The sequence below is a fragment of the Actinomycetospora sp. 2LY8.5 genome, from assembly GCF_057180585.1.
Map to the genome: position 1 here is coordinate 88,713 of NZ_JBXUHE010000015.1, position 26,788 is coordinate 115,500.

A 26,788-nucleotide genomic window follows, 5' to 3' on the forward strand; every position below is an offset into this window, starting at 1 on the left:
CCCTGCCGTGGGCGCCGCGGGCGCGCGCGGGGAGGGTGGGTGAGCCTCCTGTCAGGCCCGCAGACGCAGGCCCTTCGGGCTGTGGCGGAACCCGGCCTCGGTGAGCACGTCGGCGAGGACGCCGTCGAGTGCGCCCGAGCCGTCGGCCTTCTCGACCGCGATGCTGCCCAGCCAGCCCTCGCGGACGGCCGTGGCCAGCGCGGACGCGGCGGCGGCGAGCGCCTCGCGGGACGTGGTGAAGCTCAGCAGCGACTTGCCGCCGCGCTCGACGTAGATCGCCGGCTCGCCGTCGACGAGCACCACCAGCGCGCCCGCCTTGCGGCCCGGTCGGTGCGAGCTCGTCCCCCCGTCCTGGCTGCCGACGGTGGCGGGCCACTCCAGCGCTGCGCCCCAGGGCTGGGCGGGGTCGGTGGCCGCGAGGACCAGCGCCGTCGCCTCGCGGGAGCCGTCCTCGTCGCGCGACTCCGCCCGCAGCCGGTCGATCGCGCCGGGCACGGCGAACTGGGCGGCGCCCAGGCCCTCGATGACGTAGCCGCGTCGGGCACGCCCCGACTCCTCCATGGCGCGGAGCACCGGGTAGATGCCGGCGAAGCCCCCGGTCACGCGCTCGGTGTCGAGGGCGCCGCGGGTGAGCACCCCGTGGCGCTCGAGAAACGCCTCGGTGCGGGCCTGCGCGCGGCGGGTCGGGTCCTGCTCGCGCGCCGGCACCCCCGACCAGCGTCCGGCGGCGGTGGGCGGACCCGTCCGCGACGGCATCGGGGCACGCCCGAGCCGGGCGTAGCGCCCGCGCGACGGCGTCCGGCGCTGCCGGTGGGCCCCGCCCCGCGAGCCGCCCGAGCCGCGCGCCCCGCCGCCGGACACGAGCGCTCGCACCGGGGCCAGCGTGTCGTTGGTGGCGAGCCCCGCCCACACGAGGTCCCAGAGCGCGGCGACCATCGTGGCGTCGTCGGGCAGATCGATCTCGCGGGAGGTCTCCGCCTCGCCCGCCTCCCGCAGCACGGCCTGGGCGCGCTCGGTGACCTGGCGGAAGAACAGCGCGCCGCCCGCGTCGAGCGTCTCGGCCAGCGCGCGGTGCAGCGGGGTGTCAGTGAGGTCGGGCTCGGGGTCGGGCAGTAGGAGGTCGGCGAGGTCGGTGGGCGCGACCGCCAGCCAGCCGTCGCCGCCGGCAAGGGTGCCGCAGCCGGTCCAGGTGACCTCGCCGGCGCTGGTGAGCTCGTCGAGCAGGGCGGGCGCGTAGCCCGGCAGGCGCGCCGGGAGCACCAGGCTCTCCAGGGCACTCGCGGGGATCGGCGCACCCGCGAGCTGCTCGACCACGCCCAGCACGTCGTCGGGCCCCGGTGCGCGCCGGATCCGCCTGCCGACGCCCTGCCACGCGGGCAGGAAGCGCCCGAGCGCCGCCGGCTCGACGGGCTCGACCTCGGCGCGCAGGCGGGCCAGCGAGCCCCGGCGCAGACGGCGCAGCACCTCGGCGTCGCAGACGTCCGGTCCACTCGTCGCCAGGTCGGCGGGCACCCCGGGCAGCGGCGGCGCGCCGTCCGGACGCAACTCGCCGCGCACCAGCCGCCCGGAGGAGACCAGCCGGTCGATCACGCCGCCGACCACCGCGACGCCCAGCCCGAAGCGGTGCGCCGGGGCGTGCACCGGGAACGGGCCGCGGGTGCGGGCGAAGCGGGCGAGCAGGTCGCCGAGGGGGTCGGCCACCGGCTCGGTGAACGCCTCGGGCACCCCGACCGGCAGGCCCGCGCCGAGGGCGTCGCGGAAGCGACCGGCGTCCTCGATGGCGATCCAGCGCTCCTCGCCGGCCACGCGGACGCGGATCGCCCGGCGCGCCGACTCCAGCTCGGTGAGCCATTCCGGCGCGACCCCGCGGGCCGCGGCCTCGGCGGTGGTGAGGTCGCCGACGAAGCGCAGCAGGTCGGCGGTGCCCTCGACGTCGCGGACGTGGCGCTCGGGGTCGGTGCGCTGCAGCTGGCCCTCGATCTCGGCGAGGACCTCGCCGTCGAGCAGCTCGCGGATCGCCTCCGAACCCAGCAGCTCCGCGAGCAGCGCCGAGTCGAGTGAGAGCGCCGCGGCCCGCCGCTCGGCCAGCGGCGCGTCGAGCTCGTAGAGGAACATCCCGACGTAGCCGAACATCAGCGTGCGGGCGAACGGCGACGCGCTGCTGGTCGCGACATCGACGACCTGCACCCCGCGTGAGCGCACGTCGCGCATGAGCTCGACGAGGCCCGGGACGTCGTAGACGTCCTGCAGGCACTCGCGCATCGTCTCGAGGACCACCGGGAACTGCTCGAAGCGGCTCGCGACCGAGAGCAGCTGCGCCGCCCGCTGGCGCTGCTGCCACAGCGGGGTGCGCCGCGTCGGGTCGCGGCGTGGCAGGAGCAGCGAGCGGGCGGCGCACTCGCGGAACCGCGAGGCGAACAGCGCCGAGTCGCTGACCTCCGCGGTGACCACCTGCTCGACCTCGTCCGGGTCGAGCAGTACGTCCTCGGCGGTGGGCAGGATCTCCTCGCCGGCGTCGTCGAGGGCGTCGGGCAGGCGCAGGACGATGCCGTCGTCGGCACTCGCGGCCGACACCTCGAGGCCGCGGGTCTCGCGGAACCGCGCGGCGATCGCCAGCGCCCACGGCCCGTTGACCTGGGCGCCGAAGGGGGAGTGCACGACGAGGCGCCAGTCGCCCAGCTCGTCGCGGAAGCGCTCGACGACGATCGTGCGGTCGCTCGGGACGTGGCGCGTCGACTCCTTCTGCTCGCGCAGGTAGGCCAGCAGGTTGGACGCCGCCCACTCGTCGAGCCCGGCGGCCCGCGCGCGCTCGGTCGCCGCGTCGTCGTCGGCGGCGGACAGCTCGCGCACGAACGCGCCCAGCGCGCGGCCCAGCTCGAGCGGGCGGCCCAGGGCGTCGCCCTTCCAGAACGGCATCCGCGCCGGCACCCCGGGTGCGGGCTCGGCCACCACCCGGTCTCGGGTGATGTCGAGGACCCGCCAGCTCGTGGAGCCGAGCAGGAAGGTGTCGCCCACGCGCGACTCGTAGACCATCTCCTCGTCGAGCTCACCGACCCGCGAGCCACCCGTCCCGTGCTCGCCGGACCCGGGTGTGACGACCGTGTAGAGCCCGCGGTCGGGGATCGTGCCGCCGCTGGTGACCGCGAGACGCTGGGCGCCCGGGCGGCCGGAGAGCTGGTCGGTGACCCGGTCCCACGTGATGCGCGGGCGCAGCTCGCCGAAGTCGTCGCTCGGGTAGCGACCGGCCAGCATGTCGAGCACGGCCTGCATCGCCGAGTCGGGCAGCCCCGCGAACGGCGCCGCGCGACGGACGAGACCGGTGAGGTCGTCCACCGACCAGGGCTCCATCGCGGTCATCGACACCACGTGCTGGGCGAGCACGTCCAGCGGATTGCGCGGGTAGTGCATCGCCTCGATGGCGCCGTCGGCCATGCGTTCGGCGACCACGGCGCACGAGACGAGGTCGCCCCGGTACTTGGGCATGACGACACCGGTGGACACGGCGCCCACCTGGTGGCCCGCGCGGCCGACCCGCTGGAGGCCGCTGGCCACCGACGGCGGCGCCTCGACCTGCACGACGAGGTCGACCGCGCCCATGTCGATGCCCAGCTCGAGGCTGGACGTCGCGACGACGCAGGGGAGGTGGCCGGACTTCAGCGCCTCCTCCACCTGGGTGCGTTGGGTGCGGCTCATCGAGCCGTGGTGGGCGCGGGCGACGATCAGCTCGGCGGCCTCGGCCGTGCCCGACTGGCCGACCGCCTCGGCGGGGAACGGGCCTCGGTCCGAGGTCGAGCTCCGCTCCGCCATCGGCGTGCTCCCCCTGACGTCTCCCGCCACCGGGGCGAGCGCGTCGGCCTCCTCGTCCAGCTCCACCGGAGGCGAGTCCTCCGCCGCCCGGGCCCGCTCGGTGGCCAGCTCGTTGATCCGCGCGGTGAGCCGCTCGGCCAGCCGCCGCGAGTTGGCGAACACGATCGTCGAGCGGTGCTCCCCGACGAGATCGAGGATGCGCTCCTGCACGGCGGGCCAGATCGAGGCCCGCTGCGCGGCGCCGGCCGCCGAGCCCTCGACCTCCTCCTCGACGCCCGGCCCGGAGGAACGTGGCTCGCCCTCCGCGCCGAGCGCCGCCATGTCCTCGACCGGGACCTCGACGCGGACCTGCACGGTCTTCGTCGACTCCGGCGCGACCACCCGCACGGGCCGCCCGCCGCCGAGGAACGACGCGACCTCGTCGATCGGGCGCACGGTGGCCGAGAGACCGATGCGCTGCGCGGGGGCGTCGAGCAGCGCGTCGAGGCGTTCGAGGCTCAGCGCGAGGTGCGCCCCGCGCTTGGAGGCGAGCACGGCGTGCACCTCGTCGACGATCACCGTGTCGACGCCGCGCAGCGACTCGCGCGCCGCGGAGGTGAGCAGCAGGAACAGCGACTCGGGTGTCGTCACGAGGATGTCGGGCGGCGTGCGCTGGAAGCCGCGCCGCTCGTCGGCGGGGGTGTCGCCGGTGCGGGATCCGACCGTGACGTCGGGGCGGGGGAGCCCGAGGCGCTGCGCCGCCTGGCCCAGGCCGGCGAGCGGGGAGCGCAGGTTGCGCTGGACGTCGACGGTCAGGGCCTTCATCGGCGAGACGTAGAGGACGCGGCAGCGGCGCGTGGGCTCGTCGGGAGGCGGCGCGGTGGCCAGCCGGTCGAGCGCCCAGAGGAACGCCGCCAGCGTCTTGCCCGACCCGGTGGGCGCGACGACCAGCGCGTGCTGCCCGTCGGCCACCGCCTCCCACGCCCCGGCCTGCGCGGGCGTCGCGCCCGCGAACGCGCCGGTGAACCAGTCGCGCGTGGCGGGGGAGAAGCGGTCGAGAACGGACGCGGAGCGCAGCGGAACCGGACCGTCGGCGTGGGTCACGACCCCATGGTGCCCCCGACCCCTGACAGCGACACGGAGCCGGCGGAGCCGGCGCCCTGTATCCAGGTATCCAGCCGCTCGATCGGATCGGACACCGATAGCCTCACCGGGTGCGGATCGCGCTGGCTTTCCAGGGAGGCGGCAGCCACACCGCGTTCACCGCGGGCGTGATCGCCCACCTGGCGGAGAGCGGGGCGTTCGACGGGCACGAGATCGTGGCGGTCAGCGGCACGTCGGGCGGGGCGATCAACGCGTTGCTGGTCTGGTCGGCGCTGCGCGAGGGCCGGCCGGGCGACGCCCCCGCCCTGCTCGAGGGCTTCTGGGAGGACAACGCGGCGCGCAGCCCGGTGGAGCGGCTGGCGAACGCCGCCGTGGTCGGCGCGGGCCTGGTGCAGAGCCTCGGCCTCGCGCCGCCGCTGAACCCGTACCTCGTGCCGCCACCGTTCGACGGCCGCGAGGCGTTCCGGCGTCTCCTGCGCCGCCACGTGGACTTCGACGCGCTGACCGTCGACGCCGACGCCGACCACCCCCGCCTCGTGCTCGGCGCCGTCGACGTCCGCAGCGGCGCGTTCCGCGCGTTCGACAGCCGCCGCGACCGCATCACCCCGGACACCGTGCTCGCGTCGGCCGCGATCCCCACGCTGTTCCGGGCGGTCCACGTCGGCGGCGGCGCGTACTGGGACGGGCTGTTCTCGCAGAACCCGCCGGTGGCCCCGCTGCTCGACGACGACCCCGACGAGCTCTGGGTCGTGCAGATCAACCCGACCCGGCGCGACGACGAACCGCGCACGACGCTCGACATCGCCGACCGGCGCAACGAGCTCGCCGGCAACCTGTCGCTCTACCAGGAGCTGGCGTCGATCGAGAAGATCGACCAGCTCCTGGCCGCGGGCACGCTGACGCCGGCGAGCGGCTACCGGCAGGTCGCCGTCCGGGTCCTGGAGCTGGCCCGCACACCCGCGGCGGGCCTCCTCGGCGCCGCGTCGAAGGCCAACCGCGACGTCGTGTTCCTGCGCGACCTGCGGCGTCGGGGACGGAGTCAGGCGGTGGTGTTCCTCGCGGCGCTGCGCCTCGAGCAGGCGTGGACCGACGCCGACGGCGCGGCCCTGCGCGCCCTGCTCGACGGCGCCGCCACGGTGGTCGAGACGCCGTTCACCGGTGCCGATCTCGGCGCGCTGCTCGCCGGGCCCGTCACCCGGGACGTCACGCGCAAGGAGCTCGTGGGCGAGGACGTCACGTGGCGGGTCGACGTCGACGGTGTTCCCGGGCTCCTGACCGCGTCCTTCGCCGGGCGGGCGCTGCTGGCGCTGCGGCTCGGCCCGGTGCCCGAGGACGACAGATGAGCGCCCGATGAGTCCGGAGGCCCTCGTCCTGGGCCTGCTCAGCGCCGTCCGCGGGGTGACGCTCGCGATCGTCTACGCGCTGCTGCTCACCGAGCGCGCGCGGCGCCTGCTCGTCGCCTACGTCGCGGCGGGCGCCGTGATCACCTTGGGCGTCGGGATCGTGGTCGTGACGTGGCTGCACACCGGGACGCGGTCGTCCGAGGCGACCGCCGGCAGGCTGTGGATCGACCTCGGGCTCGGTGTGCTCGCGATCGTCTGGGCGGGGCTGCACCTCGCCGGGAAGGACGTCCCGCTACGCCGGACCTCCCGCCCGCGCAAGGAGCGCAGCACCGTGCTGCCCGAGGCGCTCGACCGGCGGCTGCGGTCGCCGACCGTGCCGATGGTGGTCGCAGCCGGGCTCGTGACCAACCTGCCCGGGCTCTACTACCTCGCCGCGCTCGTCGCGATCCTGCAGACCCACCCGAGCGCGGTCGGCGGGATCGCCCAGGTCACCGTCTACACGGTGCTGCGCTTCGCGGCGCCCGTCGCGGCGCTCGCCCTCGTGCTGCTGCGGCCCGACCGCACGCTGGAGATCGTCCGGTCGGCGCACGCGTGGGGACGGCGCAACTCGCGCGTGCTGCTCGGGCTCCTGGTCGGCGGGGTGGGCGTCTACCTCACGATCAAGGGGATCAGCGGGCTCACGGGCTGACGCCGCGGTCGTCGGCCGCGTCGGCGGAGAGCCCCGCGTCGTGGGCGAGCAGCGCGAGCTGCGTGCGGTTCTCGAGGTCGAGCTTGGTGAGCGCGCTGGACAGGTAGGTCTTCACGGTCGACAGGGAGAGCAGCAGCTCGGTGGAGATGCGGGCGTTGCTCCAGCCCCGCCCGACGGCGGCGGCGACGGCACGCTCCTGCTCCGAGAGCCCCGCGAGGCGGGCGCCGGCCTCGGCGCCGCGCCCGGCCTGCTTCTCCCGGCCGGTCGCCGCCGCGATCAGCCGCCGGGTCACCGACGGCGACAGGCTGGTGCCTCCGGCCGCGACCCGCCGGATCGCGTCCTCGATGTCGGCGGGCGGGGTGTCCTTGACGAGGTAGCCGGTGGCGCCCGCGCGCAGCGCCGCGAGGACGTCCTGGTCGGAGTCGAAGGTCGTCAGTACCAGGACGGCGGGCGGGTCGTGCCCGCCGAGCAGCTCCGCGGTGGCGCGCACCCCGTCGACCCGCGGCATCCGCAGGTCCATCAGCACGACGTCGGGGCGGTGCTCGGCGACGGCCGCCGGGACCTCGTCGCCGTCGGCGGCCTCGGCGACGATCGTGATGTCCTCCGCCTCGCCCAGCATGAGGCGCAGGCCCGAGCGCACCAGCGCGTCGTCGTCGACCACGAGCACGCGCGTCGGCGCCGTCATGCGATCTCCTCCCGGTGCTCGTCCCGGTGCTCGTCCCGGTGCTCGTCCCGGTGCTCGTCGAGGCGCGCCGGCCGGTCGTCGGCCCGCCGCGGTATCCGCACCGACACCCGGAACCGATCGCGGTCCGGTCCCCGCGCCAGCACGCGCCCGCCGGCGAGCTCGACCCGCTCGGTGATGCCGAGCAGCCCGTTGCCGGGTGGTCCGCCGGCGCCCGCGGACGGCAGGGGGTTGCTGACGTGGAGCTCGACCTCGCCGACGTCCGTGGCGCACAGCCGCACTTCGACCGGCCGGCCCGGCGCGTGGCGGGCGGCGTTGGTGAGCGTCTCCTGCGTGATGCGGTAGAGCGTGCGCCCGCACTCGTCGGGCACGGTCGCCGCGTCCAGCTCGCTGCGCAGCGTCACCGGCGTGCCCGCCGCACGCACCCCGTCGACGAGACGGTCGAGGTCGGCCAGCGTGGGTTGGGGCGCGATCGCGGCGGTGTCCACCTCGTCGGGGGCGTCCGGGTCGGCGTCCGGGTCGCGCAGCACCCCGAGGATCGCGCGCAGGTCGACCAGCGCGTCGCGGGCACCCGCCCGGACGACCTCGAGGGCGTCGCGGATCTCCTCGGGTGACGCCGTGCGCCGGTGGGCCAGGGCCCCGGCGTGCAGCGACACCATCGAGAGCCGGTGGGCGAGGACGTCGTGCATCTCGCGGGCGATGCGCGTGCGCTCCGCGGTGCGGGCGGCGTCGGCGCGCAGCGCGGCCTCGCGCTCGGCGCGCTCGGCCCGTTCGACCAGCGAGTCCATCAGCTCGTGGCGGGCCCGGACCGCCGCGCCGGTGGCCACCACCACGATCGTCGCACCCACGGCCCACGCGAGGGCGCCCCAGGAGCTGTTCTCGGGGGTCTGGAGCCGGAAGAGGCCCTGGAGCGGTGCGAGGACGAGGGAGAGGACGCCCAGGGCGGCGGCGGTGGGCCAGGGCCGTCGCACGGCGATCGAGTACGTCGCCACGGCGCCGGCCAGCCACGCCGAGGTGCACACGACCGTGAGCGCGTAGACGACGAGGGCGGACCCGATCGGGAAGCGCCGCCGAGCGAGGACCAGCGCGGAGGCCGCGAGCCCGCCGGCGAGGTCGACCCACCACCAGACCGGGGCCTCGCCGGCCAGCGTCGTGGGCTCGGCCCACAGCGCGAGATAGACCCCGAGCAGGGACAGCGCGACCGCACCGGCGTCCCAGAGGCGTGGGGAGGGCCCGGTGGTCGGCACGACGGTCACGCTAGCGGCACCGTCGGACACCGGCCTCGGCCGAAGGTCGACCGGAGATCGTCCGTTCGGTGCGCCGCCGTCGACGTCGCGCCGTGGTGGGGGTCGCCCGCGTCTCGCGACGATCACTGCCATGTCCGTCACGGAAGCCTCGCCCGAGCCCGCGCCCGTCACGACACCCGGACCCCGCCCCGCGCACCGTCTCGCGCGATGGCCCGTCGGGATCGTCGCCGCCCTGGTCGCCGCCGCGCACCTGTCCCTCGCGGGGCGACCGGGGTGGTTCTTCGACGAGGCCCTGATGCTCGCCATCGGGCGCGACCACCTCGACTGGGGCTCGGCCGACCAGCCGCCCGTGGCGCCCCTGCTCGCGGGACTGATGGACCTCGTCGCGCCGGGGAACATCCTGGTCCTGCGGCTGCCGGCGATCGCGGCGACCGCCGCCACCGTGCTGCTCGCCGCTCTCGTCGCCCGCGAGCTCGGCGGGGACCGGCGGGCCCAGACGCTCACCGCGATCGCCCAGGGCACCGGGACGTGGCTCGCCGTCTGCGGGCACTGGACGACGCCGTACACGCTGGAGCCCGTCCTGTGGCTCTCCCTGGGCTGGCTGCTCGTGCGCTGGTGGCGCGTGCGCGACGACCGCCTGCTCGTCGCGGTCGGCGTGGTCGTCGGCGTCGGGGCGCAGACGAAGTTCCAGATCCTGCTGCTGGCGGCCGTGCTGCTGCTCTCGGTGCTCGTGCTCGGACCCCGCACGATGCTGCGTCGCCGGCAGCTGTGGATCGGGGCGGCCGTCGCGACCGTGATCGCCGCACCGACGCTGGTCTGGCAGACCCTGAACGGGTGGCCGCAGCTGCGGATGGGGCCGGTGGTCGCCTCCGAGGCGGAGTTCCTCTACGGCGGACTCACCGGGGTGATGGTCGGGATGGTCGCGGCCGCGGGCGTGATGGGCGTGCCGCTCGTCCTCTACGGCCTCTGGCGCCTCGTGCGCGACCCCGACCTGGCCGAGCTGCGCTACCTCGCCCTGACGACGGTGCTGCTCTACGTCCTCTTCTCCGCGACGCTCGGGCGCCCGTACTACCTCGCCGGGATCTACGGGCTGCTCGCCGCGGCGGGCACCGTGGGCCTGCAGCGCCGGCGCGAGGCCGGCCATCGGCGGATGCGGTGGGTCGCCTGGCCGGCGGCCGCGCTGAGCGCCGCCGCGGCGATCGCGGCGCTGCCGCTGTCGACGGTGATGGCCTCGCCGGTGGTCGGCGACACCGTCGCGGGGGCCACGGTCGCGGCCTACGACGCGATCCCCGCGGAGCGTCGGGCGCGGACCGCCGTGATGGCCGAGTCGTACATCTACGCCGCCTACCTGGACGTCGCGGCGCCCGAGGACGCGCTGCCCCCCGCCCTGAGCAGCAACCGCAGCTACGGCTGGTTCCCGCCGCCGACCGACGAGGTCGACACCGTGCTGTACCTCGGGTCGACCGCCGACGAGCTGCGGCCGTGGTTCGCCGACGTCCGCTCCCTCGGGCCGGCGGGGAACGACGCGACGCTGTGGCTCGCGACCGGGCGGCTCGCGCCCTGGGAGAGCTTCTGGCCGCAGCTGCGACACCTCGATGTGCAGTAGTGACGCCGGGCACACCCCGGGTGGCCCGGCGGGGTTCCGGCGAAGGGCTCCCCTCGCCGATCTATTCGAGCGAAGGTGCCCTTCGGTCAGAACCGACCGCGCCGGCGCGAGCGTCGGCGGCTCAGCGGCGGTTCTGGAACCACCAGCGCAGGAGCACCACCAGCGCCGCGGCCAGGCCCAGCAGCGCCACGATCGTGCCGAGCGTGCCGCCGGTGGGGTCGAGCGAGGCGGCGGCGAGAAGGCCGGGGGTCGAGACCACGGCCCGAGGTTACGCGCGACGGCGTGCCCGGTTCGTGAGATCCGGTCGGCCGGGACCCGCCGGGCCCGACCTATCGTGGGGACGTGCGGCTGACCCACTTCCGCCAGTTGATGGACGACGAGTTCGGCGCCGTCCGCGCCGCCTCGATCTCTCGTGACCACGTCTTCGGCGCCCTGCGGGGGCGCACCGTCGAGCAGGCGCTCGAGGACGGCGACGAGCCGCGCGACGTCTGGCGGGTGGTCTGCGCGGAGTTCGAGGTGCCCGGCGAGAGACGGTGAGGCGCGGGGGATCGACCGACACGCCGGGGCCGCCCCGAACTCCCCGATCGAACACCTGTTCGTCTACCCTGCTCCGTACGGTCGTGCTCCGACGTCAGCGTCGCCGCCGTCCGTCCACAACCGTTCCGTCCGTCCCCAGGGCGGCCGGCTCCGGCACCGCGATGTCGGACCCTCCGCCTAGCGTCGGCGCCCGAGAGTCAGACCCCTGACACCCCACCATCGAGCAAGGTGACATCCCCATGGCACAGGCACCGGATCGCGACAAGGCGCTCGAGCTCGCCCTCGCCCAGATCGACAAGCAGTTCGGCAAGGGCTCGGTGATGCGCCTGGGAGACGAAGGCCGGGCCCCGGTCAACGTCATCCCCACCGGCTCGATCGCGCTCGACGTGGCGCTCGGCGTCGGCGGGCTGCCCCGCGGCCGCGTCGTCGAGATCTACGGTCCGGAGTCCTCGGGCAAGACGACGGTGACGCTGCACGCCGTCGCCAACGCCCAGGCCCAGGGCGGCATCGCGGCGTTCATCGACGCGGAGCACGCGCTCGACCCGGAGTACGCCAAGGCGCTCGGGGTCGACACGGACGCGCTGCTCGTCGCCCAGCCCGACACCGGCGAGCAGGCGCTCGAGATCATGGACATGCTGATCCGCTCGAACGCGCTCGACGTCATCGTCGTCGACTCCGTGGCCGCGCTCGTGCCGCGCGCCGAGATCGAGGGCGACATGGGCGACAGCCACGTCGGCCTGCAGGCCCGGCTCATGAGCCAGGCCCTCCGCAAGATCACCGGTGCCCTCAACGCGTCGGGCACCACGGCGATCTTCATCAACCAGCTGCGCGAGAAGGTCGGGGTCATGTTCGGCTCCCCGGAGACCACCACGGGTGGCCGGGCGCTGAAGTTCTACTCCTCGGTCCGGCTCGACATCCGCCGCATCGAGACGCTCAAGGACGGCGCCGACGCGGTCGGCAACCGGACGCGGGTGAAGGTCGTGAAGAACAAGGTGGCTCCGCCCTTCAAGCAGGCCGAGTTCGACATGATCTACGGCTCCGGCATCTCGAAGGAGGGCTCGCTGATCGACATGGGTGTCGAGCAGGCGATCGTCCGAAAGTCGGGGGCCTGGTACACGTACGAGGGCGACCAGCTGGGGCAGGGTAAGGAGAACGCCCGCAAGTTCCTCAAGGACAACCCGGACGTCGCGCTCGAGATCGAGAAGCGGATCAAGGACAAGCTCGGCATCGGGCCCAAGCTCGACGCCGACGACAGCGCGCCCGCCCCCGTCGACTTCTGACGGCGTGAACGGCCGCGAGGGGGTCGGGCGGCGCCGGTCGCCGCGGGGGCGCACGCCGGAGCCACCCGACCCCGACGGCACCGGTCCCGACCCTCGGGCCGATCCGCCCGCCGACCCCGAGTCCGTCGCGCGCACGATCTGTCTGAACCTGCTCACCAGCCGCGCCCGCTCCCGCGCCGAGCTGGCCGACTCGCTGGCCCGCAAGGGCGTCGAGGACGACGTCGCCGGCCGGGTGCTCGACCGGCTCGCCGCCGCCAAACTCGTCGACGACGCGGCGTTCGCCGAGCAATGGGTGTCGTCGCGGCACCGCCACCAGGGCCTGGGCAAGCGCGCGCTGGCCGGTGAGCTGCATCGCAAGGGCGTCGAGCGCGAGACGGCCACCACGGCGGTCGACGAGATCAGCCGTGACGACGAGCACGCCCGCGCCCGGGTGCTCGTCGAGCGCCGGCTGCCCTCGCTCGCACGGTTCGACCACGCGGTGGCCGCGCGGCGCCTGGTCGGGATGCTCGCCCGCAAGGGCTACGACGCCGGCGTGGCGTATGCGGTCGTGCGCGAGGCGCTCGCCGAGAGTTCCGTTGCGGAGGGTGACGGCGAGGCCCTCGACGATCTCCTGTCGGACCCGGACTCCGATCACCATTAGATCGCCCGCGTACGGAGTCGATCACCGACGTGGCCATCGTCACGCCACGGCACCGGGGTGACCCGGGCGACACCGGGGTTTGGCGCGTCGTAGTGTGCGGCCCACCACAGAGCGTCGCGTTCGCGGGGTTCCGCACCGACATCGGCCGGTCCGGCCGGAGTCGCGACCCGCCGACGCCGCGCGTCATCGCAGACGAGGGACCGGGGTGCCGTGACCACCACACACGACTCCGGGACGTACCGGCCGCCGGCGCCGGGACGCCCCGACATCCGCCAGCGCACCCTGCGCACCGACCGCTGGTGGCTGCCGCCGCTGGCGAACGCGCTGGGGCTCGCGACGTTCGTCGTCTACGCGACGATCCGGTCGCTGTGGGGCTCGGCGTACTACGTCGAGGAGTACCACTACCTCTCGCCGTTCTACTCGCCGTGCGTGACCGCCTCCTGCATCCCGGAGGCGAGCCATCTCGGCCAGTGGTTCCCCGCGCTGCCGTGGTTCCTGCCCTACGCGCTGGTCTCGCTGCCGTTCCTGCTGCTGTTCCGGCTCACCTGCTACTACTACCGGAAGTCGTACTACCGGGCGTTCTGGTCGTCGCCGCCCGCGTGCGCGGTCGCGGAACCGCACACGAAGTACACCGGTGAGACGCGGTTCCCGCTGATCCTGCAGAACGCCCACCGGTACTTCTTCTACATCGCCGGCCTGATCGCGCTCCTCAACACCTTCGACATGGTGCTGGCCTTCCAGAGCACCGACCCGGCCACGGGGGAGACGTCGTTCGGGCTGGGGCTCGGGACGCTCATCCTGCTGATCAACGTGATCGGTCTCTGGCTCTACACGCTGTCGTGCCACTCGTGCCGGCACATCACCGGCGGGCGCCTCAAGCACTTCTCGAAGCACCCGGTGCGCTACAAGGTCTGGACCTGGGTCTCGAAGCTGAACACGCGCCACATGCTGTTCGCGTGGCTGACGATCGGCACCCTGATCCTCACCGACCTCTACGTCATGCTCGTCGCGAGCGGCACCGTTTCCGACCTGCGGATCGTGAACTGATGGCCGATCAGCAGGACACCCATCGCGAGTCAGACCGAGTGGAGGCCGCCGTGACCGATCCGGGCACCACCACCGCGTTCGAGGCGGCCGGCGAGGGCGCCACCGGTGACCAGGTCACCCACCACACCTACGACGTCGTCGTCATCGGGGCGGGCGGCGCCGGCCTGCGGGCCGCGATCGAGGCCCGCCTGCGCGGCAAGCGGGTCGCGATCATCTGCAAGTCGCTGTTCGGTAAGGCCCACACGGTCATGGCCGAGGGCGGGATCGCGGCCTCGATGGGCAACGCGAACCCGCGCGACAACTGGGAGGTCCATTTCCGCGACACCATGCGCGGGGGGAAGTTCCTCAACAACTGGCGCATGGCCGAGCTGCACGCCAAGGAGGCGCCGCAGCGGGTCTGGGAGCTGGAGACCTACGGCGCGCTGTTCGACCGCACGCCCGACGGCAAGATCAGCCAGCGGAACTTCGGCGGCCACAACTTCCCGCGCCTGGCCCACGTCGGCGACCGCACGGGTCTGGAGCTGATCCGCACCCTGCAGCAGAAGATCGTCTCGCTGCAGCAGGAGGACTTCAAGCGCACGGGCGACTACGAGTCCGACCTCAAGGTCTTCCACGAGTACACGATCACCGAGCTGCTCAAGGCTCCGGGCGAGCGGAGCGACGGGAAGGACGAGGGCGAGCGGAGCGACGGGAAGGACGAGGGCGAGCGGAGCGACGGGAAGGACGAGGGCGAGCGGAGCGACGGGAAGGACGAGGGCGAGCGGAGCGACGGGAAGGACGGGGTCGACCGGATCGCGGGCGCCTTCGGCTACCAGCGCGCCACCGGTGAGCTCGTCTGCTTCCACTCCGCGGCCGTGGTCCTCGCGACCGGTGGCGTCGGGAAGTCCTTCAAGGTCACCAGCAATTCGTGGGAGTACACCGGCGACGGCCACGCGCTGGCCATGCGCGCCGGGGCGAAGCTGCTGAACATGGAGTTCGTCCAGTTCCACCCCACCGGGATGGTCTGGCCGCCCAGCGTCAAGGGCATCCTCGTCACCGAGTCCGTGCGTGGCGACGGCGGCGTCCTGAAGAACTCCGAGGGCGTGCGCTTCATGTTCAACTACATCCCCGAGGTGTTCCGCGAGCAGTACGCCACGAGCGAGGACGAGGGCGACCGCTGGTACACCGACGCGGACAACAACCGGCGCCCGCCGGAGCTCCTGCCCCGTGACGAGGTCGCCCGTGCGATCAACAACGAGGTCAAGGAGGGCCGCGGCTCCCCGGCCGGCGGCGTCTACCTCGACGTCTCCAGCCGCATGCCGGCCGCGGAGATCACCCGGCGCCTGCCGTCGATGTACCACCAGTTCAAGGAGCTGGCCGACGTCGACATCACCGCCGGCCCGATGGAGGTCGGCCCGACGTGCCACTACGTCATGGGCGGGGTCGAGGTCGACCCCGACACGGCGGCGTCCGCGGTGCCCGGGCTCTTCGCGGCGGGCGAGGTCGCGGGCGGGATGCACGGCTCCAACCGGCTCGGCGGCAACTCGCTGTCCGACCTGCTGGTGTTCGGCTGTCGCGCCGGCGCCGGGGCGGCGGCCTACCTCGACTCCCTCGCCGCGGTCCCGACGGTGTCCGACGCGTCGGTGACGGCGGCCCGCGAGGACGTCGAGCGCCCGATCCACAACTCGGGCGGCGAGAACGCCTACACCGTGCACCAGGAACTGCAGCAGACGATGAACGACCTCGTCGGCATCATCCGCAAGGCCGACGAGATGGAGCTGGCGCTCAAGAAGCTCCACGAGCTCCGCGACCGGATCCCGCGCGTCGCGGTCGACGGGCGGCGGGCCTACAACCCCGGCTGGCACCTCGCGCTCGACCTGCGCAACATGCTCATGGTCAGCGAGTGCATCGCGATGGCCGCGCTCGAGCGCCAGGAGAGCCGCGGCGGCCACACCCGCGACGACTACCCGACGATGGACGAGAACTGGCGCCGCGAGCTGCTCGTCTGCTCGCTGCAGGACGGCCCCGACGGTCCTGCCGTGCACCTCGAGCACCAGGCCCAGCCCGCGATGCGCGAGGACCTCTTCGACCTGTTCGAGATCGACGAGCTCAAGAAGTACTACACCGGCGACGAGCTCGGCGGCCACCGCGCCGGGAAGGAGGCCTAGGCATGGGCTACCAGGCGCAGTTCAAGGTCTGGCGCGGCGACGCGGAGGGCGGCGACTTCGTCGACTACCGCGTCGAGGTCGAGGAGGGCGAGGTCGTCCTCGACATCATGCACCGGCTCCAGGCCACCCAGGCCGGCGACATGGCCGTGCGCTGGAACTGCAAGGCCGGCAAGTGCGGGTCGTGCAGCGCCGAGGTCAACGGGCGTCCGCGCCTGATGTGCATGACGCGCATGTCGACGTTCGGCGAGGACGAGGAGATCTCCGTCGCGCCGATCCGGACGTTCCCGGTGATCCGCGACCTCGTCACCGACGTGGACTTCAACTACGCCAAGGCGCGCGAGGTCCCCGCCTTCGCGCCGCCAGAGGGTGTCGCGCCGGGCGAGTACCGGATGAGCCAGGTCGACGTCGAGCGCTCGCAGGAGTTCCGCAAGTGCATCGAGTGCTTCCTGTGCCAGAACGTCTGCCACGTGGTGCGTGACCACGAGGAGAACAAGGAGCCGTTCTCCGGCCCGCGCTTCCTCATGCGCTTCGCCGAGCTGGACATGCACCCGCTCGACGTGCGCAACCGCAAGGAGGACGCGCAGGAGGACGCCGGCCTCGGCTACTGCAACATCACCAAGTGCTGCACCGAGGTCTGCCCCGAGCACATCAAGATCACCGACAACGCGCTCATCCCGATGAAGGAGCGCGTCGTCGACCGGAAGTACGACCCGCTGGTCTGGCTCGGCAAGAAGATCTTCAAGCGGCAGGAGCTCGAGCAGCGCGGCGCCGCCGGTGCCCCGTCGCTCGAGAACCCGGGCCCGGACAACGGCTCGGCGCTCGACGCGGACCGGATCGGCCCGGTCGGCACCACCTGATCCGTTCGACGCGACGGACCCGTGTCCCGAGGACGCGGGTCCGTCGCGCGTCTCGACACCGCACGGCCCACCTGCGACGGGTACCGAGAGCAGCAGGAACGACCGATCACCCGGACGCGAGATCGCGCCGCATCGCCGCGCGCGGCCACCGGTCGAGGCCCCGGGCGGCCTCGGTCCGGCGGATCGCCCGCAGGCCGGGCCCGAGCTCGTCGTCGGCGAGCGCGCGGAAGCCCAGCCGCGCGTAGTAGGGCCCGTTCCAGGGGACGTCGACGAAGGTCGTCAGCGTGATCGCCGCGCGCCCGGCGCTCCGGGCGCGCTCGACGAGGTGCTCGACGAGACGTGCCCCGATCCCGCGGCGGGCGTGGGACGGGTGCACCGAGACCTGCTCGAGGTGCGCCTCGCCGTCCACGACGTCGTCCATGAGGTAGGCGACGGCAGCGTCCTGCTCGACCGCCACCCACAGCCCGCCGCGCTCCAGCGCGCCGGCGAGCACCACCGTCGAGGGCGGGGTGTCGTCGGCGACCGGGTCCATGCCGATGTCACGGAAGGGCGCGCCCGCCGCGACCTCGATCCGTCGCAGCAGCTCGAGCTCGTCGGGACGCGCCGTCCGGATCGTGCCGGAGGTCACGTGGCGTCCGCCCGCTCGGTCGGCGCGACCGCGATGACCGCCGGGTTGCGGCGCGACCGCTTCTCCAGCCACGTCGCCAGCCACGACAGCAGCAGGCAGAGCGCGATGTAGATGACCGCGACGACCATCGCCACCGGGATCAGCGGCGAGCCCAGGGCCGCGTTCGACCCGAGGAACTGGGCCTGGAACAGCAGCTCGGGGTAGGTGATGAGGAACCCGAGCGCGGAGTCCTTGAGCAGCACCACGAGCTGGCTGACGATCGCCGGGAGCATCGAGCGCACCGCCTGCGGCAGCAGCACGAACCGCATGACGCCCGACTTGCGCAGGCCGAGGGCGTACGCCGCCTCCGACTGCCCGCGCGGGACGGCGAGCACGCCGGCGCGGAACACCTCGGCGAGCACGGCGCCGTTGTAGAGCGTGAGGCCGAGGACCACGGCGGCATAGGTCGAGACCGTGATCCCGACCGACGGTAGGCCGTAGTAGAAGAGGAACATCAGCACGACCAGGGGCACGGCCCGGAAGAGCTCGACCACCCAGCTCGACAGCGTCCGGAGCCACCGGTGGTCCGACAGCCGCCCGAGGGCGAGCAGCGCCCCGAGGACCACGGCGAGCACGGCGCCGGACACGAACGCCCGCAGGGTGTTGATCAGCCCGTCGACCAGGGCGAGCTGGACGTTCTCGTAGAGGATCCACTCCCACACGCGGGCGTCGAGCTGCCCGGTGGCCGCGAGCCGCCAGACGATCACGGCGATCAGGGCCGCGACCAGCAGCAGGGTCACGACGCCGGCGGCGGTGTTGCGGGCCTTCGCGCGCGGCCCCGGGACGTCGAAGAGGACCGCGGTCGGGGCGCTCACGGTGTCGACTCCTCGGTTCGCAGGCTCACCGGGCCACGCTCCAGCGCTTCTCGAGCCGGCGCTGCAGCACCGTCAGGGGGATGACGAGGATGATGAAGCCGACAGCGACCCAGAGCAGGGCGACGAGCGTCGACCCGCCCTGCTCGTTGACCGCGCGGTAGAACCCGCCCGCCTCGAACACCGAGAAGCCCGCGGCCACCGTGGTGTTCTTCAGCAGGGCGATCTGCACGCTCGTCAGCGGCGGCATCACCGAGCGCACCGCCTGCGGGAGCACGACCAGCGTGAGGGTCTGGGTGAAGCCGAGCCCGAGCGCGCGCGCCGCCTCCGACTGGCCCGCGGACACCGTGCTGATCCCGCCGCGCACGACCTCGCAGACGAACGCCGCCGTGTAGAGCGAGAGCCCGACGACGGCCAGGAGGAAGAACGGCAGGTAGAAGAAGAGCCTGGTGAAGCCGAGGGCGAAGAAGAACAGCACGAGGGTCAGCGGGGTGTTCCGCAGCAGCGTCACGTAGGCCGTGCCGGTCGCGCGCATCGCGGGGACCGGGCTGACCCGCATCGCCGCCAGGACGACGCCCAGGATCAGCGACGCGACCGCCGAGAGCACGAACAGGCCGATCGTGCCGCCGAAGCGGGTCAGGTACTCGGAGAGGTTGCCGAACAGGACGTCCACGGTGCCTCCTGGCGTGGTGCCGCGGTGCCGGCCGGCCCTGTCGGACCAGCCGGCACCCGCGGCGACGCCGAGCGTCAGTAACGCTCGATGGGCGGGGGCTGGGGGGCCGGGGTACCGGAGCGGCCCAGCGTCTGGTCGTAGAGCCGTGTCCAGGTGCCGTCGGTCTCGGCCTGCTGGAGCAGATCGTTGACCTTGTTCCGCAGCGCGGCGTCGTCACGGTTCATGCCGATGCCGTAGGGCTCCTCGGAGAACGTCTGGCCCACGACGCGCAGTTGGTCGGGCGTCTGGGCGGCGTAGCCCTGCAGGATCGCGTTGTCGGTGGTGACGGCGTCGACCTGGCCGCCGCGCAGCGCGTCGACGCACTGCGAGTAGGTCTGGAACTCGACCACGTTCGAGGTCAGGTTCTGCTCGCGGACGCGCTGGATCGGCGTCGAGCCGGTCGCCGAGCACACCCGCTTGCCCTGCAGGGTCTGCGGGCCGGTGATCGACTGGTCGTCGGCTCGGACGAGGAGGTCCTGGGCGGCGACGAAGTACGGGCCGGCGAAGCCGACGCGCTGCTTGCGGCTGTCGTTGATCGTGTAGGTGCCGACGAAGAGGTCGACGTCGCCGCGGGAGATCGCGTCCTCGCGGGCGGCCGACGGGATGACCCGGTACTCGATCTGCTCGGGGGCGAAACCGAGCCCGGCGGCCATCGTGCGGGCGATCTCCACGTCGAAGCCCGTGTACTGCCCGGTGGTGGGGTCGAGCAGACCCAGACCCGGCTGGTCGTTCCGGACCCCGAGCACGATCCGGCCTCGCTGCTGCATCGCGGCGAAGATCGGCGAACCGGGGACCTGCACGTTCTGGGCGACCGGCGCGCCCGCGACCGGTGCGCCGCCGGTGGGCGAGCCCTCGCGGCCGCACGCGGCGCCGAACGCCATCGTGAGCACCGCGAGGAGCACGCCGAGGGACCGGAGCGAGACGAGGCGTCTCATGGGACGGCTCCTTCCGAACTTCTAGTGGGTGAGGATCTTTCCGAGGAAGTCGCGGGCCCGTTCGGTGGCGGGCCGGGAGAAGAAGCTGTCCGGCGTGGTGTCCTCGACGATCTCGCCGTCGGCCATGAACACGACCCGGTGCGCGGTGCGGCGGGCGAAGCCCATCTCGTGGGTGACCACGACCATCGTCATGCCGTCCTTCGCGAGACCGGCCATGACCTCGACGACCTCGCCCACCATCTCGGGGTCGAGGGCGGAGGTCGGCTCATCGAAGAGCATGACCTTCGGCTCCATCGCGAGCGCCCGGGCGATCGCCACGCGCTGCTGCTGGCCGCCGGAGAGCTGGGCGGGGTACTTGTCGGACTGGTTGCCGATGCCGACGCGGTCGAGCAGAGCGCGCGCCCGCTCCTGCGCCTCGGACTTCGACTTCCCGCGTACCTGTGTCGGCGCCAGCGTGACGTTGTCGAGGATCGTCATGTGGGCGAAGAGGTTGAACTGCTGGAACACCATGCCCACGTCGGCGCGCAGCTTCGCGAGGTCGCGGCCCTCGGCGGGCAGCGCCGTCCCGTCGATCTCGACGGTGCCGCCGTCGACCGGCTCGAGGCGGTTGATCGCCCGGCAGAGCGTCGACTTGCCCGAGCCCGACGGGCCGAGCACGACGACGACCTCGCCGCGCGCGACCTCGAGGTCGATGTCGCGCAGCACGTGCAGATCGCCGAAGTGCTTGTTGACTCCGGTCATGCGCACCATCGGGGTGCCGGCGGTCTCGTCAGCCATGCTCACGCTCCTCCACGTCGCACCACCGATCGGCGGTGAACGGAAAGTGCCAGCGGCCCGAACGGGGCGTCCACGCTCTTGAGGAAGACTTAGGGTTACTCCGACGCTCCGTAACGCGACGGACATCGCGGTCGGGGAGGAGGCCGGAGTGCGCGTACTGGTCGTGGAGGACGACGACCGGGTCGCCGCGGCCCTGCGCGCGGCCCTGACCCGCCACGAGATGGAGGTCGAGCGCGTCAGCCACGGGTTCGCGGTCCTGCCGCGACTGCCCGGTACCGACGTCGTGCTGCTCGACCTCGGCCTGCCCGATGTCGACGGGCTCGAGGTGTGCCGGCGTATCCGGGAGGCCGGCGACATCCCCGTGATCGTGGTCAGCGCCCGCGGCAGCGTCGACGAGCGGATCCTCGGGCTGCATCACGGCGCCGACGACTACCTGGTCAAGCCCTACGACGTCGGCGAGCTCGTCGCCCGCATCCACGCGGTGCGGCGGCGCCGTGGGCCGGGCCCGTCGCCGGGAGCCGCCGATCCCGTCGCGGAGCTGCGCGAGGGCGTCGTGCTCGACCGCGCCCGCCACACGCTGACCGTCGACGGCGCCGACGTGGCCCTCTCGCGCAAGGAGTTCGCGGTCCTCGCCCTGCTCGCCGACGCCGGCGGGGCCGTGTGCACGCGCGACCGCCTCGTCGCCGAGGTGTGGGGACGCCGGTGGCCGGGCGCCGACCGCACCCTCGACGTCCACGTCGCGACCCTGCGGACCAAGCTCGGCCGGCCCGGGATGGTGGCGACGGTGCGGGGTGTGGGCTACCGGCTCGACCCCGGGGCCTAGCGATGCGCACGCGGCTGCTCGTCGTCTTCTCGGTGCTGGTCGGGCTGCTGCTGCTCGGACTGGGCCTGCCGCTCGCGGGCGCGTCGGCGTCGACGGCGACGTCGCGGCTGTTCGCCGACCGACTGGGCGACACCTCGCGCTTCGCGGCGCTCTCCCAGCGGGCCGTCGGGGACAGGGACACGAGCGCCCTGGCTGCCGAGCTCGCCCGCTACGACGAGGTGTACGGCATCGCCGCGCTCGTGGTCGACCGCGAGGGTGGGGTGCTCGCGTCCTCGCGGGCGGAGGTGCCCGAGCCGGCCGCCCGCCGGGTGCAGCTGGCGCTCGCCGGGCAGCGCTCGGAACCTCCGGCGCCGATCTGGCCGTGGGACACGGCGCCCCTGCTGCTGGCCGAGCCGGTGCTGGTCGGCGGCGAGGTCCGCGGCGCGGCGGTGACGATCTCGCCGACCGCGCCCGCACGGGCCGAGACCCTGCGCGTGTGGGCGGCGCTCGCGGCGGCGGGCCTGGTGGCGCTGGCGGTCGCGGCGGGGCTCGCGCTGCCGCTGGTGCGCTGGATCCTCGCCCCGGTCGAGAGCCTCGACGAGGGCACCGCGCAGGTCGCCGCCGCGGTGCGGGCGGGCCGGGCGCCGCGCCCGGTCGGTGACGGGCGCGGCCCACCGGAGCTGCGGCGGTTGAGCAGGCACTTCGACCAGATGGCCGCGGGCGTGACCCACGCGCTGGAGTCGCAGCGCGCCTTCGTCGCCGATGCGGGCCACCAGCTGCGCAACCCGCTGACCGCGCTCCGGCTCCGGATGCAGAACGTCGGGGCCGCGCTCGCCGCCCCGGACGCCCGGGTCGACGCCGACGAGCTGGCTGCCCTGCGCGAGGAGCACGGCGCGGCGCTGGAGGAGACCGAGCGGCTCGCGCACGTGCTCGACGCGCTGCTGGCGCTCGCGCGGGCGGAGGGACGCCCGCCGCAGCCGGTGCCGATGCCGCTCGACCCGCTGCTCGACGACCGCGCGGACGCGTGGGGCGTGCTCGCCGAGCACGAGGGCCTGTCCCTGCGGCGCCGTGGCCCGGGCGGGCTCGTGGCACGCTCCGACGTCGACTCGGTGGTCGCGGTGCTCGACGCCGTGCTGGACAACGCGCTCAAGTACGCCCCGCCGGGCACCGAGGTCGAGCTGTCGACCGCCCGCGTCGAGGGGCGCGTCGAGGTCGGCGTGCGCGACCACGGCCGCGGGCTCGACCCGTCGGAGCTGGAGCGCGCGACCGACCGGTTCTGGCGCGCGCCGGCGCAGAACGGCCGCGACGGCGCCGGCACCGACGGCACCGGGCTGGGCCTGGCCATCGCCGCGCGGTCGGCGGAACGGGCGGGCGGGGAGCTGGTGCTGCAGCTGCCCGAGGACGGCGGCCTGCGCGTCGTCCTGCGCCTGCCGCCGGCCGCGGCCCGGGACGCCGCGGGGGAGGTCGGCGCCGCGGCGGCGGGGGCGGCGGACGTCGGTGCTCAGACCCCCTTGAACGCCCGGTAGGCCTCGACCGCGCCGGGGTGCAGCGCCACCGGCTGGGTGCCGATCGCCGTGCGCGGGTCGATGCTGCGCCCGGCGGGGTCGGCGAGCGCGAGGGCGTCGCGGCGGTCGAGCATCGAGCGCACCAGGGACTCCGCCAGCGCGGGCGCCATGTCCGCGGTGACGAGCAGGACGTTGCGCACCGAGGTCGTGCTCACGGGGTCGGCGAGCCGGTAGGTGCCCGCGGGGACCGTGGTGACGTCGTAGACCGGATAGCCGGTGCGCAGGCGCGCGGTCTCCTCGCCGAGGTCGAGCAGACGCACCGGACGCGTCCGGGCCAGCTGGTCGACGCCCGCGGTGGGCACGCCGCCGGACCAGAAGAACGCGTCGATCTCGCCGCGCTCCAGGGCCCCGATCGAGTCGTCGAGGGCGAGCCTCTCCGCGTCCATGTCCCGCTCGGCGGTCAGGCCCACGGTGGCGAGCAGCCGGGGTGCGATGACGAGGACACCGGAGTTCCGGGCGCCGACCGACACCCGGCGGCCGCGCAGGTCCGCGAGGCGGCGGATCGGCGACTCGGCGGGCACGACGACGTGGATCGCGTCGTCGTGCACGCGTGCCAGCGCCTGCAGCGGGTGCCTCGGGCGGGCCCCGTCCACGGCGCCGTCGACCGCGACGTCGGCGGCGCAGAACGCGACCCGCGCGCGCCCGGAGACGAGCATGCCGACGTTGTCGACGGACCCCTCGCTGCCCAGCACGCCGGTGGGCACCCCGGGGTCGACGCCCCAGACGCCGGCCAGCGCGTCGCCGAGGCGCCGGTAGACCCCCTGCGGGCCCCCGGTGGCGACGACGACGGGCGCCTCGCCGTCGGCGGGTCCGGCGCAGCCCGCGGCGGTCGCGCCGGCGGCCGCGAGTGCCGTCAGCAGGATCGTGCGCCGGGAAGCCACCACGCGCGGCATCGTTCCACCCCCGGCGCCTACCCTGGGCCCCGATGACCGCAGGCACGCCTCCTCGCTTCCACATCCGCACCCACGGGTGCCAGATGAACGTGCACGACTCCGAGCGCCTCGCCGGCGTACTGGAGGAGGCCGGGTACGAGCACACCGACGACGCCGACGGCGCCGACCTGGTCGTGTTCAACACCTGCGCGGTCCGCGAGAACGCCGACAACAAGCTGTACGGGCAGCTCGGCAAGCTGGCGCCGGAGAAGGCGAAGCGCCCCGACATGCAGATCGCGGTCGGTGGCTGCCTCGCGCAGAAGGACCGCGACACCGTCGTGCGGAAGGCCCCGTGGGTCGACGTCGTCTTCGGCACCCACAACACCGGGTCGCTGCCCGCGCTGCTCGAGCGCGCCCGGCACAACGGTGAGGCCCAGGTCGAGATCCTCGAGGCGCTCGAGACCTTCCCGTCGCACCTGCCCGCGCGCCGCGACTCCGCCCACGCGGGCTGGGTCTCGATCTCCGTGGGATGCAACAACACGTGCACCTTCTGCATCGTGCCCTCGCTGCGCGGCAAGGAGGTCGACCGGCGCCCGGGCGAGATCCTCGCCGAGGTCGAGGCGCTGGTCGCCGAGGGCGTGCTCGAGGTGACGCTGCTCGGCCAGAACGTCAACGCCTACGGCGTCTCGTTCGACGACCGCGCCAGCGGGCGCACCGCGTTCGCCGACCTGCTGCGCTCCTGCGGGCGCGTCGACGGGCTCGAGCGGGTGCGGTTCACCAGCCCGCACCCGCGCGACTTCACCTCCGACGTCATCACCGCGATGGCGGAGACGCCGAACGTCTGCCCCCAGCTGCACATGCCGCTGCAGTCCGGGTCGGACCGGGTGCTCAGGGCGATGCGCCGCTCGTACCGGGCGAAGCGCTACCTCGACATCGTCGCCGACGTGCGGGACGCCATGCCCGACGCGGCGCTGACCACCGACATCATCGTCGGCTTCCCCGGAGAGACCGAGGAGGACTTCGTCGAGACGCTGCGGGTGGTCGAGGCCTCACGGTTCTCCCAGGCCTTCACGTTCCAGTACTCGCCGCGCCCCGGGACGCCCGCGGCGTCGCTGCCCGACCAGGTGCCCAAGGCCGTGGTGCAGGAGCGCTACGAGCGGCTGGTGGCGCTGCAGGAGGAGATCTCCCTGGAGCTCAACCGGGAGCAGGTCGGGCGCGAGCTCGAGCTGATCGTCTCCACCGGTGAGGGCCGCAAGGACACCGCGACGCGGCGGATGAGCGGGCGCGCCCGCGACGGGCGCCTCGTGCACTTCACGCCGACGGGGACGGTCGACGGGATCCGGCCCGGCGATGTCGTCACCGTGCGCGCCACCTACGGCGCCCCGCACCACGTCGTCGCCGACGGGGAGGTCCTCACCCATCGCCGCACCCGCGCCGGCGACGCCCACGCGGCGGGGGAGCGGCCCACCACGCCGCGCACCACCGGGCTGGGCCTGCCGACGCTCGGCCCGCCGGTCGCGGCGCCGGAGCCCACGCCCTGCTCGGCGACGCTGACGGAGGTCTGAGCACGTGACGGAATCACCAGCCGCCCCGCCCGCCACCTCGGGGCGCGTCGACTTCGGGCCCGGCGCGCTCGTCGCCGCCGTCGCGGTGCTCGTGCTCCTGCTCGCCGCGGTCCTGCCCTGGACCGGGCTCGGCGCCTCGGGTTGGGAGGTGGTCCTCGGCCGCCCCGGCGTCACCGGGCTCCCGCGGCTGTTCGGCACGCTCGCGGTGGTGTTCGGGGTCGTCGGCACGGCGGTCACGCTGCTCACCGGACGCTGGCCCGCGGTGTTCGTGACGGCGGCCGGGTGCACGATCACGTCGGTGACGGGGCTGTGGGCGATCTGGTCGCAGAACACGAGCGCCGGCACCGGCCCGGGCGTCGGGCTCTGGCTCGCGCTGCTCGCGATGATCGTGCTCGCCGGGCGCTGGGCGAGCTACGCCTTCTCGCGACGGTAGGGATCGTTACTGGTCTGTGGCGTTTGCTGGTCTCCGACCTGCGGTTTCTCGGGCGCCGTTGTCGGGGGTCGGTCCTGGCGTTCTCCGTGTGAGCATCGACCACGACCCGCGGGTCGGCCGGGCGGCCAGGCTGACGGGTCGTGCGCCGGACACGGATCTGGCGTCGGTGCTCGACGAGGTCGATCCCACCTCGCTGGCCGGGGAGGATCTCGCCGCCCATGTGCGGGCGCGGTGGGCCTTGCACAACCGCGCGGGGGCGTTGCTGCTGGCGGGGCTGCGCGAGCTCGGTGCCGCGCAGGACGGCTCCGCGCAGGACGGCTCCACGCAGCGGTCGGCGGGGTCGGACGAGTTCTCCGGCGACGAGGTCGCCGGGGTGCTGGGCTGCTCGCGCACCATGGCCTCGCAGCGCCTGGATCTCGCCGACGACCTGTTCTGGCGGCTGCCGGCGTTGGGCGGGGCGGTGTGGCACGGCTGGCTCGACGAGCCGAAGGTCTGGCCGATCAGCGAGTGTGTCCGTGACCTGTCCGGCGACCACGCCCACCACGTGGTCGCCGCGGGGGCCTGTCAGATGGTCTGTGTACGAAGATCAGCTGGAGCTGAAGGAGTACACAGTTGACCGTGGCTGAAGATCGGCAGGATGGGCATCCGTTGGGGGTGTCGGCGGCGCCGGAGGGGTCGGCACGT

Annotated in this window: 24 protein-coding genes; 14 read left to right on the forward strand and 10 right to left on the reverse strand. The window is 74.0% G+C overall.

From position 1 onward, the window contains the following. Nucleotides 1-51: 51 nt before the first annotated feature. Complete coding sequence (locus tag AC2A1K_RS18050; protein ID WP_483897681.1) at nucleotides 52-4,890, reverse strand: ATP-dependent helicase; 4,839 nt, start codon at nucleotides 4,888-4,890, stop codon at nucleotides 52-54. Nucleotides 4,891-5,000: 110 nt separating this feature from the next. Here AC2A1K_RS18050 and AC2A1K_RS18055 point away from each other — a divergent pair, with 110 nt between their 5' ends. Together AC2A1K_RS18055 and AC2A1K_RS18060 are read left to right on the forward strand one after the other, a co-directional pair. Beyond that, nucleotides 5,001-6,233, forward strand: coding sequence for a patatin-like phospholipase family protein (locus tag AC2A1K_RS18055; protein WP_483897682.1), 1,233 nt, complete (start codon nucleotides 5,001-5,003; stop codon nucleotides 6,231-6,233). Nucleotides 6,234-6,240: 7 nt separating this feature from the next. Next, nucleotides 6,241-6,921, forward strand: coding sequence for a GAP family protein (locus tag AC2A1K_RS18060; protein WP_483897683.1), 681 nt, complete (start codon nucleotides 6,241-6,243; stop codon nucleotides 6,919-6,921). Here AC2A1K_RS18060 and AC2A1K_RS18065 read toward each other — a convergent pair. After that, nucleotides 6,911-7,606: a response regulator transcription factor gene (locus tag AC2A1K_RS18065; protein ID WP_483897684.1), complete on the reverse strand. Its 696-nt coding sequence runs from the start codon at nucleotides 7,604-7,606 to the stop codon at nucleotides 6,911-6,913. The two genes, AC2A1K_RS18060 and AC2A1K_RS18065, sit on opposite strands and share 11 nt — an antisense overlap. After that, nucleotides 7,603-8,859 carry a sensor histidine kinase gene (locus AC2A1K_RS18070; protein ID WP_483897685.1) on the reverse strand — a complete coding sequence of 419 codons (1,257 nt, stop codon included), beginning with the start codon at nucleotides 8,857-8,859 and terminating at the stop codon, nucleotides 7,603-7,605. Before AC2A1K_RS18070 ends, AC2A1K_RS18065 begins: the two co-directional genes overlap by 4 nt. Nucleotides 8,860-8,980: 121 nt before the next feature. Here AC2A1K_RS18070 and AC2A1K_RS18075 point away from each other — a divergent pair, with 121 nt between their 5' ends. Next, the gene (locus AC2A1K_RS18075; protein WP_483897686.1) at nucleotides 8,981-10,456 is read left to right on the forward strand and encodes a glycosyltransferase family 39 protein; all 1,476 of its coding nucleotides are present in this window, start codon (nucleotides 8,981-8,983) and stop codon (nucleotides 10,454-10,456) included. A gap of 121 nt (nucleotides 10,457-10,577) precedes the next feature. Here the strand turns inward: AC2A1K_RS18075 and AC2A1K_RS18080 are convergent, their stop codons facing one another. After that, the gene (locus AC2A1K_RS18080) at nucleotides 10,578-10,715 is read right to left on the reverse strand and encodes a hypothetical protein (RefSeq protein ID WP_483897687.1); all 138 of its coding nucleotides are present in this window, start codon (nucleotides 10,713-10,715) and stop codon (nucleotides 10,578-10,580) included. A gap of 83 nt (nucleotides 10,716-10,798) precedes the next feature. Between AC2A1K_RS18080 and AC2A1K_RS18085 the strand changes: the two genes are divergently transcribed. The 6 genes from AC2A1K_RS18085 (at nucleotide 10,799) to AC2A1K_RS18110 (ending at nucleotide 16,964) form a co-directional block, all read left to right on the forward strand. Beyond that, nucleotides 10,799-10,993 carry a DUF3046 domain-containing protein gene (locus AC2A1K_RS18085; protein WP_483897688.1) on the forward strand — a complete coding sequence of 65 codons (195 nt, stop codon included), beginning with the start codon at nucleotides 10,799-10,801 and terminating at the stop codon, nucleotides 10,991-10,993. Nucleotides 10,994-11,232: 239 nt separating this feature from the next. Further along, nucleotides 11,233-12,273, forward strand: a complete 1,041-nt coding sequence (gene recA, locus AC2A1K_RS18090; RefSeq protein ID WP_483897689.1) for a recombinase RecA — start codon at nucleotides 11,233-11,235, stop codon at nucleotides 12,271-12,273. Nucleotides 12,274-12,277: 4 nt separating this feature from the next. Then, nucleotides 12,278-12,913, forward strand: a complete 636-nt coding sequence (locus tag AC2A1K_RS18095; protein ID WP_483897690.1) for a regulatory protein RecX — start codon at nucleotides 12,278-12,280, stop codon at nucleotides 12,911-12,913. 210 nt (nucleotides 12,914-13,123) lie between these two features. After that, nucleotides 13,124-13,960 (forward strand): hypothetical protein, encoded by an 837-nt coding sequence (locus AC2A1K_RS18100; RefSeq protein WP_483897691.1) that lies wholly within the window; start codon nucleotides 13,124-13,126, stop codon nucleotides 13,958-13,960. Between the two features lie 143 nt (nucleotides 13,961-14,103). Then, nucleotides 14,104-16,107, forward strand: coding sequence for a fumarate reductase/succinate dehydrogenase flavoprotein subunit (locus tag AC2A1K_RS18105; protein ID WP_483897710.1), 2,004 nt, complete (start codon nucleotides 14,104-14,106; stop codon nucleotides 16,105-16,107). Nucleotides 16,108-16,109: 2 nt separating this feature from the next. Then, on the forward strand, nucleotides 16,110-16,964 hold the full coding sequence (locus AC2A1K_RS18110) for a succinate dehydrogenase/fumarate reductase iron-sulfur subunit (RefSeq protein WP_483897692.1): 855 nt from the start codon (nucleotides 16,110-16,112) through the stop codon (nucleotides 16,962-16,964). A 106-nt stretch (nucleotides 16,965-17,070) separates the two neighbouring features. Here AC2A1K_RS18110 and AC2A1K_RS18115 read toward each other — a convergent pair whose 3' ends face one another. From AC2A1K_RS18115 to AC2A1K_RS18135, 5 genes are all read right to left on the reverse strand, one after another. After that, entirely contained in the window at nucleotides 17,071-17,592 is a 522-nt protein-coding gene (locus AC2A1K_RS18115; protein WP_483897693.1) for a GNAT family N-acetyltransferase, read from the reverse strand. Then, nucleotides 17,589-18,446 (reverse strand): amino acid ABC transporter permease, encoded by an 858-nt coding sequence (locus AC2A1K_RS18120; protein WP_483897694.1) that lies wholly within the window; start codon nucleotides 18,444-18,446, stop codon nucleotides 17,589-17,591. The genes AC2A1K_RS18115 and AC2A1K_RS18120 overlap by 4 nt, the downstream gene beginning before the upstream one ends. 25 nt (nucleotides 18,447-18,471) lie before the next feature. Then, entirely contained in the window at nucleotides 18,472-19,116 is a 645-nt protein-coding gene (locus AC2A1K_RS18125; RefSeq protein ID WP_483897695.1) for an amino acid ABC transporter permease, read from the reverse strand. A 74-nt stretch (nucleotides 19,117-19,190) separates the two neighbouring features. Continuing rightward, complete coding sequence (locus AC2A1K_RS18130) at nucleotides 19,191-20,090, reverse strand: glutamate ABC transporter substrate-binding protein (protein WP_483897696.1); 900 nt, start codon at nucleotides 20,088-20,090, stop codon at nucleotides 19,191-19,193. Nucleotides 20,091-20,111: 21 nt separating this feature from the next. Continuing rightward, nucleotides 20,112-20,840 (reverse strand): amino acid ABC transporter ATP-binding protein, encoded by a 729-nt coding sequence (locus AC2A1K_RS18135; RefSeq protein ID WP_483897711.1) that lies wholly within the window; start codon nucleotides 20,838-20,840, stop codon nucleotides 20,112-20,114. A gap of 175 nt (nucleotides 20,841-21,015) precedes the next feature. Here AC2A1K_RS18135 and AC2A1K_RS18140 point away from each other — a divergent pair, with 175 nt between their 5' ends. Further along, nucleotides 21,016-21,690 carry a response regulator transcription factor gene (locus AC2A1K_RS18140; protein WP_483897697.1) on the forward strand — a complete coding sequence of 225 codons (675 nt, stop codon included), beginning with the start codon at nucleotides 21,016-21,018 and terminating at the stop codon, nucleotides 21,688-21,690. 2 nt (nucleotides 21,691-21,692) lie between these two features. Then, the gene (locus tag AC2A1K_RS18145) at nucleotides 21,693-23,195 is read left to right on the forward strand and encodes a sensor histidine kinase (protein ID WP_483897698.1); all 1,503 of its coding nucleotides are present in this window, start codon (nucleotides 21,693-21,695) and stop codon (nucleotides 23,193-23,195) included. Here AC2A1K_RS18145 and AC2A1K_RS18150 read toward each other — a convergent pair. Continuing rightward, complete coding sequence (locus AC2A1K_RS18150) at nucleotides 23,171-24,127, reverse strand: TAXI family TRAP transporter solute-binding subunit (RefSeq protein WP_483897699.1); 957 nt, start codon at nucleotides 24,125-24,127, stop codon at nucleotides 23,171-23,173. The two genes, AC2A1K_RS18145 and AC2A1K_RS18150, sit on opposite strands and share 25 nt — an antisense overlap. A 32-nt stretch (nucleotides 24,128-24,159) precedes the next feature. Here AC2A1K_RS18150 and miaB point away from each other — a divergent pair, with 32 nt between their 5' ends. The 3 genes from miaB (at nucleotide 24,160) to AC2A1K_RS18165 (ending at nucleotide 26,720) form a co-directional block, all read left to right on the forward strand. Continuing rightward, complete coding sequence (gene miaB, locus AC2A1K_RS18155) at nucleotides 24,160-25,671, forward strand: tRNA (N6-isopentenyl adenosine(37)-C2)-methylthiotransferase MiaB (RefSeq protein ID WP_483897700.1); 1,512 nt, start codon at nucleotides 24,160-24,162, stop codon at nucleotides 25,669-25,671. A gap of 4 nt (nucleotides 25,672-25,675) precedes the next feature. Continuing rightward, nucleotides 25,676-26,104, forward strand: a complete 429-nt coding sequence (locus AC2A1K_RS18160) for an Rv2732c family membrane protein (RefSeq protein WP_483897701.1) — start codon at nucleotides 25,676-25,678, stop codon at nucleotides 26,102-26,104. An 88-nt stretch (nucleotides 26,105-26,192) separates the two neighbouring features. After that, nucleotides 26,193-26,720, forward strand: coding sequence for a DUF222 domain-containing protein (locus AC2A1K_RS18165; protein ID WP_483897702.1), 528 nt, complete (start codon nucleotides 26,193-26,195; stop codon nucleotides 26,718-26,720). Nucleotides 26,721-26,788 lie beyond the last annotated feature (68 nt).

Coding starts and splice junctions, on each gene's coding strand:
- AC2A1K_RS18060 (WP_483897683.1), top strand. CDS start 6,241: ATGAGTCCGGAGGCCCTCGTCCTGGGCCTGCTCAGCGCCGTCCGCGGG.
- AC2A1K_RS18065 (WP_483897684.1), bottom strand. CDS start 7,606: ATGACGGCGCCGACGCGCGTGCTCGTGGTCGACGACGACGCGCTGGTG.
- AC2A1K_RS18075 (WP_483897686.1), top strand. CDS start 8,981: ATGTCCGTCACGGAAGCCTCGCCCGAGCCCGCGCCCGTCACGACACCC.
- recA (WP_483897689.1), top strand. CDS start 11,233: ATGGCACAGGCACCGGATCGCGACAAGGCGCTCGAGCTCGCCCTCGCC.
- AC2A1K_RS18110 (WP_483897692.1), top strand. CDS start 16,110: ATGGGCTACCAGGCGCAGTTCAAGGTCTGGCGCGGCGACGCGGAGGGC.
- AC2A1K_RS18130 (WP_483897696.1), bottom strand. CDS start 20,090: ATGAGACGCCTCGTCTCGCTCCGGTCCCTCGGCGTGCTCCTCGCGGTG.
- AC2A1K_RS18135 (WP_483897711.1), bottom strand. CDS start 20,840: ATGGTGCGCATGACCGGAGTCAACAAGCACTTCGGCGATCTGCACGTG.
- AC2A1K_RS18145 (WP_483897698.1), top strand. CDS start 21,693: ATGCGCACGCGGCTGCTCGTCGTCTTCTCGGTGCTGGTCGGGCTGCTG.
- AC2A1K_RS18150 (WP_483897699.1), bottom strand. CDS start 24,127: ATGCCGCGCGTGGTGGCTTCCCGGCGCACGATCCTGCTGACGGCACTC.
- miaB (WP_483897700.1), top strand. CDS start 24,160: ATGACCGCAGGCACGCCTCCTCGCTTCCACATCCGCACCCACGGGTGC.